The sequence below is a fragment of the Microbacterium sp. BDGP8 genome (assembly GCF_029991045.1).
In the GTDB taxonomy this organism is placed as follows: Bacteria; Actinomycetota; Actinomycetes; order Actinomycetales; family Microbacteriaceae; genus Microbacterium; species Microbacterium plantarum.
This window is the reverse complement of sequence record NZ_CP120712.1, coordinates 1,160,563-1,173,846: the sequence shown is the minus strand read 5'-3', so window position 1 is coordinate 1,173,846 and position 13,284 is coordinate 1,160,563. Positions and strand designations below refer to the sequence as shown.

The 13,284-nt window shown below is 65.8% G+C and carries 14 protein-coding genes; 7 read left to right on the top strand and 7 right to left on the bottom strand.

Going from position 1 to position 13,284, the window contains the following annotated elements:
- Nucleotides 1-164 precede the first annotated feature (164 nt).
- A complete protein-coding gene (locus P6897_RS05635; RefSeq protein WP_282502327.1) occupies nt 165-1,034 on the top strand; it encodes a hypothetical protein in 870 nt (289 codons plus the stop codon).
- A gap of 36 nt (nt 1,035-1,070) precedes the next feature.
- On the opposite strand, the gene mobF is transcribed toward P6897_RS05635, so the two are convergent.
- Complete coding sequence (gene mobF, locus P6897_RS05630; protein WP_282502559.1) at nt 1,071-4,616, bottom strand: MobF family relaxase; 3,546 nt, start codon at nt 4,614-4,616, stop codon at nt 1,071-1,073.
- Between the two features lie 39 nt (nt 4,617-4,655).
- Nucleotides 4,656-5,276: a hypothetical protein gene (locus P6897_RS05625; RefSeq protein WP_282502326.1), complete on the bottom strand. Its 621-nt coding sequence runs from the start codon at nt 5,274-5,276 to the stop codon at nt 4,656-4,658.
- A 395-nt stretch (nt 5,277-5,671) separates the two neighbouring features.
- Between P6897_RS05625 and P6897_RS05620 the strand changes: the two genes are divergently transcribed.
- From P6897_RS05620 to P6897_RS05600, 5 genes are read left to right on the top strand one after another with little or no spacing between them, the layout of a single operon-like run.
- Nucleotides 5,672-6,319, top strand: a complete 648-nt coding sequence (locus P6897_RS05620; RefSeq protein WP_076624041.1) for a TetR/AcrR family transcriptional regulator — start codon at nt 5,672-5,674, stop codon at nt 6,317-6,319.
- A complete protein-coding gene (locus P6897_RS05615; RefSeq protein WP_197491746.1) occupies nt 6,316-7,302 on the top strand; it encodes an MDR family oxidoreductase in 987 nt (328 codons plus the stop codon). The genes P6897_RS05620 and P6897_RS05615 overlap by 4 nt, the downstream gene beginning before the upstream one ends.
- A gap of 37 nt (nt 7,303-7,339) precedes the next feature.
- The gene (locus tag P6897_RS05610) at nt 7,340-7,981 is read left to right on the top strand and encodes an SDR family oxidoreductase (protein ID WP_024357658.1); all 642 of its coding nucleotides are present in this window, start codon (nt 7,340-7,342) and stop codon (nt 7,979-7,981) included.
- Between the two features lie 12 nt (nt 7,982-7,993).
- Nucleotides 7,994-8,947: a TIGR03571 family LLM class oxidoreductase gene (locus P6897_RS05605; RefSeq protein WP_024357657.1), complete on the top strand. Its 954-nt coding sequence runs from the start codon at nt 7,994-7,996 to the stop codon at nt 8,945-8,947.
- A 47-nt stretch (nt 8,948-8,994) separates the two neighbouring features.
- On the top strand, nt 8,995-9,480 hold the full coding sequence (locus P6897_RS05600) for a DNA starvation/stationary phase protection protein (protein ID WP_024357656.1): 486 nt from the start codon (nt 8,995-8,997) through the stop codon (nt 9,478-9,480).
- 77 nt (nt 9,481-9,557) lie between these two features.
- Here P6897_RS05600 and P6897_RS05595 read toward each other — a convergent pair whose 3' ends face one another.
- On the bottom strand, nt 9,558-9,968 hold the full coding sequence (locus P6897_RS05595) for a RidA family protein (RefSeq protein ID WP_024357655.1): 411 nt from the start codon (nt 9,966-9,968) through the stop codon (nt 9,558-9,560).
- A 73-nt stretch (nt 9,969-10,041) separates the two neighbouring features.
- Between P6897_RS05595 and P6897_RS05590 the strand changes: the two genes are divergently transcribed.
- Nucleotides 10,042-10,419 (top strand): helix-turn-helix domain-containing protein, encoded by a 378-nt coding sequence (locus P6897_RS05590; RefSeq protein ID WP_020622155.1) that lies wholly within the window; start codon nt 10,042-10,044, stop codon nt 10,417-10,419.
- 43 nt (nt 10,420-10,462) lie between these two features.
- On the opposite strand, the gene P6897_RS05585 is transcribed toward P6897_RS05590, so the two are convergent.
- Genes P6897_RS05585 through modA form a run of 4 tightly spaced genes read right to left on the bottom strand, consistent with a single transcriptional unit; the run spans nt 10,463 to nt 13,217 of the window.
- A complete protein-coding gene (locus P6897_RS05585; protein ID WP_024357654.1) occupies nt 10,463-11,038 on the bottom strand; it encodes a hypothetical protein in 576 nt (191 codons plus the stop codon).
- Entirely contained in the window at nt 11,022-11,759 is a 738-nt protein-coding gene (locus P6897_RS05580) for an ABC transporter ATP-binding protein (RefSeq protein ID WP_067115767.1), read from the bottom strand. The genes P6897_RS05585 and P6897_RS05580 overlap by 17 nt, the downstream gene beginning before the upstream one ends.
- The gene (locus P6897_RS05575) at nt 11,756-12,562 is read right to left on the bottom strand and encodes an ABC transporter permease (RefSeq protein ID WP_024357652.1); all 807 of its coding nucleotides are present in this window, start codon (nt 12,560-12,562) and stop codon (nt 11,756-11,758) included. The genes P6897_RS05580 and P6897_RS05575 overlap by 4 nt, the downstream gene beginning before the upstream one ends.
- Nucleotides 12,540-13,217 carry a molybdate ABC transporter substrate-binding protein gene (gene modA / locus P6897_RS05570; protein WP_230977925.1) on the bottom strand — a complete coding sequence of 226 codons (678 nt, stop codon included), beginning with the start codon at nt 13,215-13,217 and terminating at the stop codon, nt 12,540-12,542. Before modA ends, P6897_RS05575 begins: the two co-directional genes overlap by 23 nt.
- Nucleotides 13,218-13,284: the final 67 nt, after the last annotated feature.

Here is a 13,284-nt window from a genome sequence, read left to right as displayed (position 1 = left end):
TCCGCTCCCCAGAGCAGGCTCAGACGGGAGGGGCACGCGCTTCTGCGGCTCACGCCCCCTTCGCTTCTCCTCTGGCGCGCTGGGTACGTCTCGTCCCAAACTCTGGTTCGCTAGTGACGTGTCAGCTATGGATGACACGGGCAAGCAGCGAGGGGCAGCGGATCGTGAGCAAAGTTGAAGAGGAGCACGCGAGGCTCATGCTCGTCGGGGAGCTCGGTGTCGATTTCTGTGTCTATGACGATGGTTCGAGGCCGAGCATGCCCGACTTGCTCTCTGCCGACGGCAAGCATGTCGCGGAGGTAATTACTACCGTCCTGCCCGCCGTGCGCGAAGCTGAAAGACGCCTCGAGCCACTGGTTGAGCCGCGCCTGCCTCATTGCGTATGGGTGATAATCCCATACACGGTGCTGGGAGGCGTCACGAAAGATGTACGCAGCAAGATCGGCGCTGACATCATCCGGTGGGTCGAGGAAGCCGGTTGCGTCTTTCATTGGGCGTCACTCACCCAGCATCATTCGTTCGACGACCCAGGTACCGCTCCGTTCCTCGGTCTTGGCGCCTACGACGATGGTATCCGAGCTATGTGCGTTCAGTCCTGCTTCCATCCGGACGCAGGAGTACATCAGATCCGGTGGTCAATCGAGCACGCGCCGTCGTCCTATGATCCGTGGGAGTTGATTCGGCGATCGCTGCGAATCGTTGATGCGCAGCAGCGCGGCGGCGTGCAGGCTCTGGCGGACAAGCTGATCGGGTATCCGAACAAGCATCTGGTTATGTACCCGTTCGGTCCTCCCGGCAATCTGACGGCCGCGTTCGCCAGTTTTGCCACGCCGCCTGACCCGCGCGACCTCATTCCACCACAGCTGAACGCTCCGCTTTCCGATGTTCATCTTTGGCTCATGTACCAGTACGGCGACCAAGGCATCATAGAAGGGCTGCATGTCTGCAACGGGCACTGGGCACGGTTCGGGACACGGCTCCCGGGTGTCGATCAGGTGTCCCACTTGCGAAGGCTGCATTACAGAGAGTCGTAGTTTCGCGCAGCTCACGAACCTCCGTGCGTCCAGATTCTAGAGAGTGCGACTTCTCTGAGCTGGTGGCGCCGTACCACCCAATTCCTGGACTGCTACTCGGAGATCACTTAGCCTTCGTGCCCTGTCGAGCGCGGCACGGGCGCGGGCAGCGTCGAGCTTCTGCGTGTCGGCCTCAGCGGGTGCCCCGAGCGGTGCCGGCCCGGCGATGCCGTAGCGGTCGCGGTAGGCAGCGATGGTGCGAGCGGCGTTCCGCCATGCGTGGGCCGCTCGTGCCTGCTTCGGCTGGACGCCAAGCTTCGCCAACCACTCCTGCTTCTCGGTGAGCGCGGTGTCGAGGAGCACATCGGTCCGGGTCTCGATGAGGTCGCGCCGCTCTGCCAGTGCCTGCCGCATCTCCGATGGCATGGTGCCGGTGGCTTCGTGGATGAGGCCGGCGATCAAACGTGGTGCCTTCCGCGCGCGACCGGACCCTCCAGGGCGGGCGGTCGTCTTAGCGACGCGGTAGTGCAGGATGGCCGCGATGTCATCGGCGTCCCCGAACCCGCGTGCTCCCACGAGGCGCGGCAGCAGGGCCTCGACGTCGTGCTGGTTCGCCTCTGCCCGCCGCAGCTCGGCGGTCAGCGCTCCGAATGCGGGTGAAGCGATCGCGTCGTCTGCGTCGTCTGCGCTGAGCCCCGACGATCGGATGAGTGTGGCCCAGCGGTCGTGTTGTGCGGCAGCGGCCAGGGTCTCGTATTCTGCGGCGAGCTGCGCGATCGAGCCCCACGTGTCCTGCTCGACGGTGATCGTCTCGTGCGCGGACCGCTCGGTGCCGACGTGCTGCAGCACCCCGAACAGCACCGAGCGGGCCGTTGCTCCGGTGTTGTCGCCGGGGTGCGGTCCGTCGTGGGCGGGGTCGGGCTTGTCGATGGCGACATAGGCGATGTTCTGCTTGCGGCCTCGTGTCATGGCGACGTAGAACGTCTCTCTGGTCATCGCCGCGTCTGCCAGGACGTGCGAGGAGTCGACCGTGATGCCCTGCGCCCGGTAGGAAGTGACGGCGTAGCCGAGGTCGAGATGTTCGGCCGCGTACTTGGCCGGGACCACGACCGATGCGCCCCATCGCTTGCCTGCGCGGCGCAGGGTGAGGGCGCCGTCGTCGCGAACCTCGGTGACGTTCCACCTGTCGCCGTTACGGACCCAGGACCGGCCGACGCGAAGGCGGCGGTCGTTGCGGCGGGTGATGACGGTATCCCCGGTCGCGGCTCTCGTGCCGTCGTGCAGTTCGACCTCGCGGCGGGCGTTCACGGTGCCGTCGAGGATCAGATCAGCCCGAGCCCTGTTGTTGAGCGCGTGGACGGACTCGTTGGAGTCGGTCACGAGGACGCTGGCTCGCCCGTCGAGGGTGTCCGTACGCCAGGCGGTGTAGGCGGCGTCGATCATCTCCTCTGTCTCCCCGCCGATCACGCGACCGTGCTCGGCGTAGGTGTCGATGACGTCGGTGCGGCCGTACCGCAGCGCGAGGGATGCGGTCTTCTCCCACACGTTCACGAACCGGTGCACGTCGAACAGCTCCGGGACATCGTCGCGGTCGCGGACGAGGAGGGAGAACGCTCCCCCGGCTGTAACGGACTGAAGCTGGGCGTGATCTCCGACCAGCAGCACCTTCGCCCCAGCCTCCGCGGCCAGGGCCGTGATGCGGTCGAGGGAGAGCGTGCCCGCCAGCGACGCCTCATCGACGATGACGAGCTGGCCCTTGACGAACGTCTGGCCGGTGCGGTCGTGGGTGTCGTGCCACTTCGCTGTGTTCTCGGTCTGGATGCCGAGGTCATCGGCCAGGACCTGCGCGGCGACCGCAGAAGGAGCGAGACCGACCACGCTGCCGGAGCCGTGCTCGTGCTCCCACGCCCGCCGCAACGCGGACATCGCCGTCGTCTTCCCCGCCCCTGCGGGGCCCACCAGCACGTCGACCACCCGCCCAGAGACGGCGATCTTCGTCAACGCGGCCGCCTGGTCTTCTCCAAGCACCCGGCCCTTGCTATCGGGCCGCATGGCGATTCGTTCGAGGGTGGTCAGCGGCACGGTCGGGGCCGTGGTGGTGCGGGCGCGCTCGAGGAGGCGGTCTTCGGCCGTCAGCAGCACCTCGGAGGAGAACAGTACGGAGTGCTTCGGCCGGAACACGCTCGTTCCGTCCGGCCGGCGGAACACGGCCGGGCTCGACGCGAGCTCGGGCGGGGTCAAGCGCAGCGACGCGGCTTCGGCGGCATCCACGACCAGGCCGACGATGGCTTCTCGATCCTCGGTCGATGCGAACCGGTATCCCATCGTCTGCCGCGCGGCCTCGGCGGTGAGGTTCCAACGATGCCAGGTGGAGTGCTTCTCACCGACCGCGGCCACCACGTCCCGCCCTAGCGAGGCGATCACATCCAACGGCACGTCGTCAGCGCGCAGCAGCAGCGGTTCCTCGTTCACCGTCACGCCTCGCGCCCACGAGGTAGCATCCGACCCGAGCACCCGCCCGGCCCGTTTCCGCCAGGATGTGGTGAGGTCGGCCAGCGGCCGCACTTCCTTCTCTGGGCGGGTGGAGAGGGTGGCCTGGGCGCGGAGCTTCATGATCGTCGCCGGCGACGGCCGCCGCCCATGCGTCTCGACGTAGCGCTCGATGAGGCGGTCGGTCTCGGCGTCGATGTGCCGGGCACGGGTGGAGAACTCCTTGACCAGAGCCTCCGGCACCGCGGTGATCGCCCATGCGGGGTTCCGGTCTCGGCCCCTGTCGCGCGCCTCCCACGAGACGCCGAGCATTCGGGTGAGGTGGTCAGCGAGGACCGCCTCGTGCAGCTCGGAGATGGCGACGACGGCGGCGTGCATCGGCCGCCCGTCCAGGGACCGCCATTTGCCGTCGATGACGGTCTGCACCTTGTTACTGATGACGACGTGCGTGTGCAGGTGCGGGTCGCTCGCCCTGCTGTCGTAGTGATCGAACGCCGTGGCGACCAGACCGCGGACGTCGACCTGTGCAACCGCGCCGTCGCGTCCGGTTGCGCCGGTGCGGGTGGCTGCAACCTCTCGCTCCATGAACGCAACCACCTCCGCAATCGCCGCGTGGTGCGCGTCCGCGATCAGCGTCTGCGTCCCGGCATCCGCGACCGCCCAGAGTGCGCTGGCGGACTTCGGGATGCTGAACGTGAAGTCGAACCCCGCAACCGCCCGTCGCGTCCCGCGCTCGGCTTCCTCCGTTTCGATGGCTGCGACCGCCTCCGCGCGTGACGCTGGCCCGAGCGATGGATCGAGTGCCCCGGTGCGCGCCTCGATCCGCTCGGCCACGCTCCGGTACTCGGGATACGCGCGGCCAAGCGGTTCCCCGGTGATGGGGTCGCGGCCCATGCCGACGAGGAGTTGGAGCTGGGTTTCGGAGACCTGATCGCCCACGCCGACGCGCCCGCCGCCGAGCACGGTCGCCGCTGCGCCGAGCCAACGTCCCGGTGGGGTGCCATCGGTATTGTAGTAGCGCGTCAGCGGGGTGGAGAGCGAGCGGTCGCCGTCGCCGGCCGCGACGGTGCGCAGCAGGTACTTATACCCGTCGCCCGCCGACATCACGCGCATCGAGACCGTCACGTATTGCAGGTACGCGCACTGACACGCCTAGAGCTTAAAGTCGGGCACCCTTGACCAGTCCAGCGTGGCATGGCCTATGAAAGAAGCTGCTTCATCAGCGAGGCGTTGTGCACATACACGATAGATATGTGCACAAGATTCGGCGCCATGAACCGACAATGAGTACTTGCCATTGCTCCTCGGCCGCAACACACTCGAGGCCGACACTGTTCCTCTGAGCGGTCCCGGCCACACCTCGGAACGGAATCCGCGCGCTAACCCATGTGTGAGGCAATGACGGACTTGCATCCAGCCCTCGGCGTGCGTCTCTGCATCCGTCCACGAGAGCGCCTGCTTACGAATCCACGATGAGTCGCCGATCGCTGGAGGCTTCCAGACGTTCACAGCGAAAGGCGTCTTCCAACTCGTGCCGTCTCCCCAGGCAAGCACCTGTCGGAGCTTCTCATCGAACACCCTCACAGTGGGGTTGTTCATAGACACCAATTTGGCGATCTGTCCAAAGCTCTGATTTCGGTGAGCGGCGACGAGCGCCACGAACTCCTCGACGAAACCTTCAAAGGCAGACACCGCGGTGAGAACGATCGCAGGCGCGAGCGCCCCAGCGTTGCCGGGGTTCCCTCGAGCGCGAGGATGCAGTTTCTCCAGCATCGAGGGCACCGCGAGACTCGTGGCGTACCGATTCACGGCGTCTTGCAGACTCGGAACGTACATCATGTCTCCTGACGCTTTGGTCCGCTCAGTTTGACATGCCACAGTCCTCGATCTGCAAGAGGCGTGGTGGCTCTGAGATGACGTCGGAGAGGGACGCCTGCAGGTGCAGGTCCACCGCGAGGCTAGCGCGAGGCCTGCCGCAGGGAATCTCCGCGGGCCCCCGGCGGGCGAGCAGCATCCATCGCCTGCGCCATGGATTCGATGACGACTCTCCCGTCTGACATTGAGCTAATGACAAGCGCACTGGCCGATTACTGCATCAGATGGCCGATCTCTGCATGCTCTGCGCGCACTTGTAGTTATTTAGAGACGGTCGGTCTAAATTCGCTGTCATGACCGACATCGCAGCTCGACCACGCCGGGGACGGCCCCCGAAGATCCCTCGCGAGCACGGAGACACGCGGGAAGCGCTGTTGCGCTGCGGCATGGAAGTCCTCACAACGCAGGGCATGAGCGCGACCGGCATCGACGCGGTCCTGAAGCGTGTCGGCGTGCCGAAGGGCTCCTTCTACCACTACTTCGACAGCAAGGACGCGTTCGGATTCGAGGTGCTGCAACGGTATGCGGACTACTTCGCTCGCAAGCTCGACCGATGGCTGCTCGAAGAGGGGCCGTCGCCGCTGGAACGCCTGACGCGGTTCGTGGACGATGCCAAGGCCGGCATGGTGCGACATGACTTCGAACGAGGGTGCCTAGTCGGCAACCTCGGCCAAGAGGTCTCCTCCCTCCCCGACGGCTACCGTGAAGCGCTCGAAGACGTGCTTCGCGACTGGGAACGTCGCGTCGCGGCGTGCCTGCGACTGGCCGCAGACGCAGACGAGATCCCGCCCGGCTCCGACTGCGACGAACTGGCGTCGTTCTTCTGGGTGGGTTGGGAAGGCGCGATCCTTCGCGCCCGCCTGACCCGCGACGTCCGACCGATGGAAGTGTTCTTCGCCGGTTACCTCGCATCTGTCCGCATCCATCCCGGGAGAGCATGATGTTCAGCGCAATCTCCATCGACAAGACCGACGCCGGACACCAGGCAGCGCTGCGCGAACTCGACGAGAGCGAGCTACCTGACGGTGACGTCACGGTGCGCGTGTCGTACAGCGGCCTGAACTACAAAGATGCCCTCGCGATCACGGGAAAGGCGCCAGTCGTGCGTCGCTTCCCGATGGTGCCCGGGATCGACCTCGCCGGTGTCGTGGAACACAGCGACAGCCCCTCTTATGCGCCTGGTGACCGGGTGCTGGTGAATGGATGGGGCATCGGCGAGACGCACTGGGGCGGCCTCACCCAGCGGGCTCGCGTGAGCGCGGACTGGCTCGTGCCGGTTCCTGACGCGATCTCGGAGCGGCAGGCCATGTCGATCGGCACGGCCGGATACACGGCGATGCTCTCCCTCATGGCCCTCGAATCGCACGGCCTCAGCCCTGATGCGGGTGACGTCCTCGTCACGGGCGCGAACGGCGGAGTCGGCGGGTTCGCGATCGCGCTACTGGCAAGCGGCGGCTACTCGGTCGTTGCGTCGACCGGCCGTCCCGCTGAAGCCGACTACCTGCGCCGCCTCGGCGCGATGACGATCATCGACCGGACAGAGCTGTCGGAGCCCGGCCGGCCGCTCGGCAAGGAACGCTGGGCGGCTGCGATCGACTCCGTCGGCAGCCATACCCTTGCGAATGCCTGTGCCGGGACGAAGGCGGGCGGCGCCGTCGCCGCATGCGGGAACGCACAGGGCATGGATCTGCCCGCCACCGTCGCACCGTTCATCCTGCGCGGGGTGAGCCTGCTCGGCCTCAACAGCGTCACCCAGCCCCACGACAAGCGCGTCGCAGCATGGAACCGCCTGGCCGACGAGCTCGACCTGGACTTGCTGCCCGCTATGAGCCGCGAGGTCGGCCTGAGCGAGGCCCTCTCCGTTGCCGATGACCTTCTGGACGGCCGCATCCGCGGCCGGATCGTCGTCGACGTGAACCGCTGACCATCCCCCAAGACCACACAAACGAAAGAGGAAGTCCATGACGAAGATCACCGTGCTCGGAGCCGGCGGACGCATCGCAAAACACGCCATCGCCGCGCTCCTCGAGGAGCCTGCCAACGAGCTGACCCTCTACCTGCGTCGCCCCCAGAGCCTGCCGGATGTTCCCAGCGTCCGCGTGCAGGTCGTCGAGGGTGACGTGCTCGACAAAGATCTCCTCACACGCACTGTCACGGGACAGGACATCGTCTACGCGAACCTCGGCGGAAGCGACATCGAAGCTCAAGCCCGCGCCGTCGTCGCAGCGCTGACCGCCGCGGGAACGCGACGTTTGATCTGGATCTCGACCCTCGGCATCTACGACGAGGTTCCCGGCGAGTACGGCAAGTGGAATCACCAGATGCTCGACGGCGGATACCTGCAGACGTACAGCGCCGCCGCGAAAGTGATCGAGGAGTCCGACCTCGACTACACGATCATCCGTCCCGCCTGGCTGTCCGACGATGATGAGGTCGACTACGAGCTGACCCAGAAGGGCGAGCCCTTCCAGGGCACCGAGGTGTCCCGCAAGAGCGTCGGCGCGCTCGTCGCCGAACTCGTCAAGAACCCGGCCGACAGCATCGGCGCCTCGCTTGGCGTGAACAAGCCCGGCACCGACGGCGACAAGCCGTCCTGGTACTGAACGGAGCATGCCATGACCGCTTTGGACACGCTCACCGAGAACGGCTTGTCCCTCGGGATCGAGCTGCCCCTGGACAACGATCTCGCCCGACGAGACGTCTCCGGTCACGGGCTCTTCCCTGACCTGACCCGGCATCAGGAGCGTGCGCAGCTCGCCGACAGGCTCGGGTTCCGGGCGCTCTGGCTGCGGGACGTGCCGATGTGGCGACCGCGTGACTTCGGCGACGCCGGACAGGTCTTCGACCCCATCCCCTACCTCGGCTACCTCGCCGCATCGACCGAACACATCCTGCTCGGAACAGCGGGGATCGTGCTCCCCTTGCGGCATCCAGTTGCGCTCGCGAAGGAAGCTGCAACCGTCGATGTCCTCTCCGGTGGGCGGCTGCTGCTCGGCCTCGCCTCGGGCGACAGGCCGGGTGAGTACCCGTTCTTCGGAGTCGATTTCGATCGTCGGGGAGAGACCTATCGCGACGGTGTGCGCGTGCTGCGTGAGATCTGGGCGCAGGCGGCGCTGGGCCGGATCGATCAGGACTCATTCCTGCCCGCCCCTGCGGACGGGACGATTCCACTGATCGGGATCGGTGGCGCGCAGCAGTCGCCTGCGTGGGCGGCAGAGTACCTCGACGCGCACATGACCTACCACCGTGCAGGTCCGCAGATGCGCGCCGTCGCTGCGCAATGGCGGGCGATATCGCTCAAGCCGTTCATGACGAACCTCTACCTCGACCTCGCTGAAAACCCGGATGCTCCCTTCGAGCCGATCCGCCTCGGTGCACGAGTCGGCACCACCGGTCTCACCGATTACCTCACCGGACTGGCAGCGGCAGGGGTCGCGCACGTCAACCTCGTGCTGCGGCCGGGACGACGAGACGTCGAAGACGTCATGGAGGAGATCGGACAAGACGTCATCCCCGCCCTCCGAGCCCGAACCGCATCAGAGCCAGCCGGCGCAGACATCCGATCGTGACCGAATCCACCGAATCAAGAAACCAACGAGCAGGGAGAACGATTGAAATGAGCAGCACAGACACCGTCGCCACGACCGCGAGCGACCCGACAGCGGTTGTCGCGACCGCGCAGTTCCTCACCCCCGTCGTACTCGGCCTTCAGGCGCTGACCATCAACGCCAAGCAGGCGCACTGGCACGTGCGTGGCGCGAACTTCGTCGGCGTCCACGAGTTGCTGGACACCATCGCAGGCAACGCCGGCGAGTTCGCCGACGCGGCAGCGGAACGCATCGTCGCCCTCGGCCTTCCGCTCGACGCCCGCGTCAGCGCGGTCGCCGAGAAGAGCTCCGTGACAAGCGTTCCGGTCGGCTTCGCGAAATCAGACGACCTCGTGCACGCGGTGATCGCAGACATCGACAGGCTCCTCGCGGACGTCCGCGCAGCGGTCGATGGCCTCGACGGGATCGACCTCACCAGTCAGGACGTCGCGATCGAGATCCAGCGAGGTCTCGACAAGGACCGCTGGTTCCTCGTGTCTCACATCGCAGCCTGACCGACCTGCCAAGGCGCCTCTCACCGGTCCGGTGAGAGGCGCCGCGCGCACTACGTCGTGCAGTCGGACAACACGGGCTAATCGAGAATCGCGGTGACTTCGAGCTCAACGAGAACGTCCGGCTCGAAGAGGTAGTCGACCCCGATCAGGGACGCGGGCGGCAAGGGCTGAGGCAGCTTCAGCTCCTCAGCCACCCGAGCGATCCCGTCCATGAAAGGTGCGATCTTTTCGGGCTCCCATTCGGTGACGTAGAAGGTCAACCGAAGCGCATCGTCGAAGGATGCACCCGCGCCTGCGAGCGCACGAGCTGTGTTGCGGAGAACCTCCGCGACCTGACCCGCGAGATCGTTGATCGCGATGGGCTTTCCTTCCGCACTACGGGCGATCTGGCCGCTGATATGCACGTGACGCGTGCCGGTGCCAATGGCGACGTGATCATACGGCGTTCCTGGCTGGAGACCGGCAGGACTGAAGCGTGTGACTGGCATAGAAGGTCCTCTTCGTTGGTGGTTTACTATTGATACTTGGTAGTTGAAGGACACTTCAAGGAGACCTGGTTTCATGGCCGATACCGACGCCGTATGCGAAAGCGAGCTGCGTATCGCGACGCCGCATCGCGAGCTGCTCGACCAGGTGCTCGACAAGTGGTCACTCAGCGTGCTCAACGAACTGTGCGAGCGACCCTGTCGGTTCAACGAGTTACGGCGTGCGATTCCGGGAGTGACGCAGAAGTCCCTCACGGCGACGTTGCGTCGGCTGGAGCGAAACGGAGTCGTGCAACGCCGAGTCATCAGCACGCGGCCGGTGGCCGTCGAGTACGGGATCACCGCCTTGGGCAAGACGTTGCGCGGGCCGATTGACGCGCTCGTCGCCTGGGCAGATGAGCAACTGCCGAACATTGAACGCGCACGCATCGCCTTCGACGAAGACGAACAGTAGACGTCGGGACATCTTTCCCCTCGCGACCAAGCAAGAGCGCGGCTCAGCTCTCTGTCGGATGTTCAGGCTTTGCGCCTTCTCTGTCTCCCATGACGGCGTCCACCATGCCCATCGTCGCGTCGAACTGCGTCATGACCAGCGCCGCTGTGCTCGCGAAGCCGCACGCGAGAAGGATGAGCAGCGAGGGGACGAACTCAGTCGGATCGGGCACCCAGCCTCCCAATGTCCATGGCAGGACCATGGCGATGACGATGCCGGCGCTCGAGAGCCATTCGTTCACGAATAGAGCGCGTGAGGAGCCGGACCCGCCCCTCGCGAGGATACGACGTCCTGTTTCCACTGTCATCGCTACCAGGAGGATGCCGAGGACGATGAAGCTCAGCGCGCCCCAGAGCGGATCAAGCGACGCGAGCACGAGCGGAACAAGGAGCGGAATGGAGTAGGCGGTGAAGACCCAGCGGACCGACGAACGGAGATACCGGTCCGCAGCCTCCGACGCTGCGAGTCGGCGGTGCATCTCCGAGTCGATGTAGAAGAACACGCCCACGATGAACGTGCCGAGCATCGTTCCCGATACTCCGGCGAGCCCCAAGAGGAAGTCATCATCCGTACCTGACATCGTCTGCGTCCCTTCTTCCCTGGGCACCTGTGAAGCGGGCAATCCATGCGGTCGCAGGATTTCGTGCCAGATCGGCGAGGCTTCCTCGCTGCGTGATGCGCCCTGTCTCAAGGACGATCACCTCGTCAGCGAGCACCTCGACGTCTTCACGGTCATGTGTGACGAGGATCGTCGGACCGGCGAACTGGCGGAGACGCAGACCGAGGTCGGCACGCACCTCATCCCGGAACTCCACGTCCAGCGCCGCGAGCGGCTCGTCGAGGAGCAGTGCCTTCGGCTCGGATGCGAGGGCACGGGCTAGCGCTACACGCTGAGCTTGCCCGCCGGAGAGTGCACTGGGGTATCTCTCTGCCAGGTCCGCCATTCCGAAGCGAGACAGCCAGGGGTATGCGCTGCGCCGGGCGGCGGACCAACGCCCACCGCGGACTTTGGCTGAGAAGGCGACGTTCTCGCGCACCGTGAGGTGAGGGAAGAGGAGCAGGTCTTGGAACATGACGCCGATCCTTCGCTGGTCAGCAGGAAGACCGGCCAGATCCTTGTCCCCCAGTCGAATCGTGCCGTGGGACTCGGTGAAGCCTGCGATCGCCGCGATGGCGCTGGACTTTCCGGCACCGTTCGGTCCGACGACGGCGAGCACACTTCCGGGATCCGCTTTCAGCTCCACGACTACGTCGAAGGCGGGGCGTGGGATACGTGCGGAGACGGTGAGCTCGAAGGTCATGCGGTGCCTGGCAGCCATCGGTCGCGGAGTGCGAGGAGCACACCCAGTGATACCGCGAGCAGGACGAGTGCGAGGGCGATCGCGGTGTCGGGGTCCGAGTTCATCGCGAGGTACGACGCGATCGGGAGTGTGCGCGTCACGCCGGGGAAGGAGCCGGCGAACGTGATCGTCGCGCCGAACTCGCCGAGCGCGCGGGCGAAGCACAGCACGGCGCCCGCGGCGATTCCAGGCGCGGTCAGCGGAACCGTCACGAGGCGGAAGATCTGCCACGGGCTGGCGCCCAGGGAGGCGGCGGCTAGTTCGCTGCGGCGGTCCGCTGATCGCAGCGCGCCTTCGACGGCGAAGACGAGGAAGGGCATCGCGACGAAGGTTTGCGCGAGCACAACGGCACCGGTGGTGAAAGGAATAGTGATGCCGACCTGCGTGAGCCATTGCCCGAGGATGCCTCGCCGTCCCAGCAGGAGAAGCAACGCAATGCCGCCGACAACGGGAGGCAGTACCAGCGGGATAGTGATCGCCGCCCGCAAGAGGCGGCGCGGCAGGACCTTCCAGTGAACGGAATGGCTCAGCAGGACGGCTAGCGGGATACCGAGGACGAGACTCAGGCCGGTAGATAACGTCGCTGTGAGTAACGAGAGCCCGAGCGCCTGCAGTACCTCTTGCCGAACGAAGAGTTCGCCCAGCTGGCCCCATGGTGCACGCAGGATGAGTCCGAGCAGCGGGAGAACGAGCAGCGCGAGACCGATCACCCCGAGGGCGAGGATGACCGGCTGCCGGCGTTCACGGGGTCGCGAAGCCTGCATGCTCGAAGACCTGACGTGCCTCATCGGAGCGGAGGTAGTCGATGAACGCCTGTCCTGCGTCGGGGTTCGGTGCCTCGGCAAGAAGGGCGACCGGATAGTTGTTGATCACCTGCTGCGCCTCAGGCACATCGATGCCTTCCACCGCGCTCCCTACTGCGACGACGTCGGTCACGTAGACCAGTGCGGCGTCGGCCTCACCCAGAGAGACTTTCGTCAGTGCGGCACGCACGTCCTCCTCAAGTGTGTCCGGTTGGGCCTGAACACCAGCAAGGTCGAGCAGGGACTGCGCTGCGGCTCCACACGGCACCGCGGTGTCGCACAATGCGATTGTCAGCTCAGGCCGTGCGAAGTCGGCGAGACCGGTGATCCCTGCAGGGTTCCCGGCGGGAACCGCGATCTGCAGCGTGTTCGTGACGAGCACTTCCGGATCGGCAGCCAGGCCTGCGTCGACGACAGACTGCATCGTCGCCTCATTCGCTGAGAAGAACACGTCCACCGGGGCACCGGAGACGATCTGCTCGGCGAGCGCCGACGATCCGCCATAGCTGGCGACCACGTCGACATCTGCGTTCGCGTCCTCGAACCTCTCGGCGAGGACGTCGATCACGTCGGTCAAGGAGGCTGCGGCCAACACTGTCACCGTTCCGGAGGTCATGTCGTCCTTGCTTGCCCCGACATCCGATTCGTCGCTTCCCGTGCCGGGCGATGAGCATCCAGCGAGC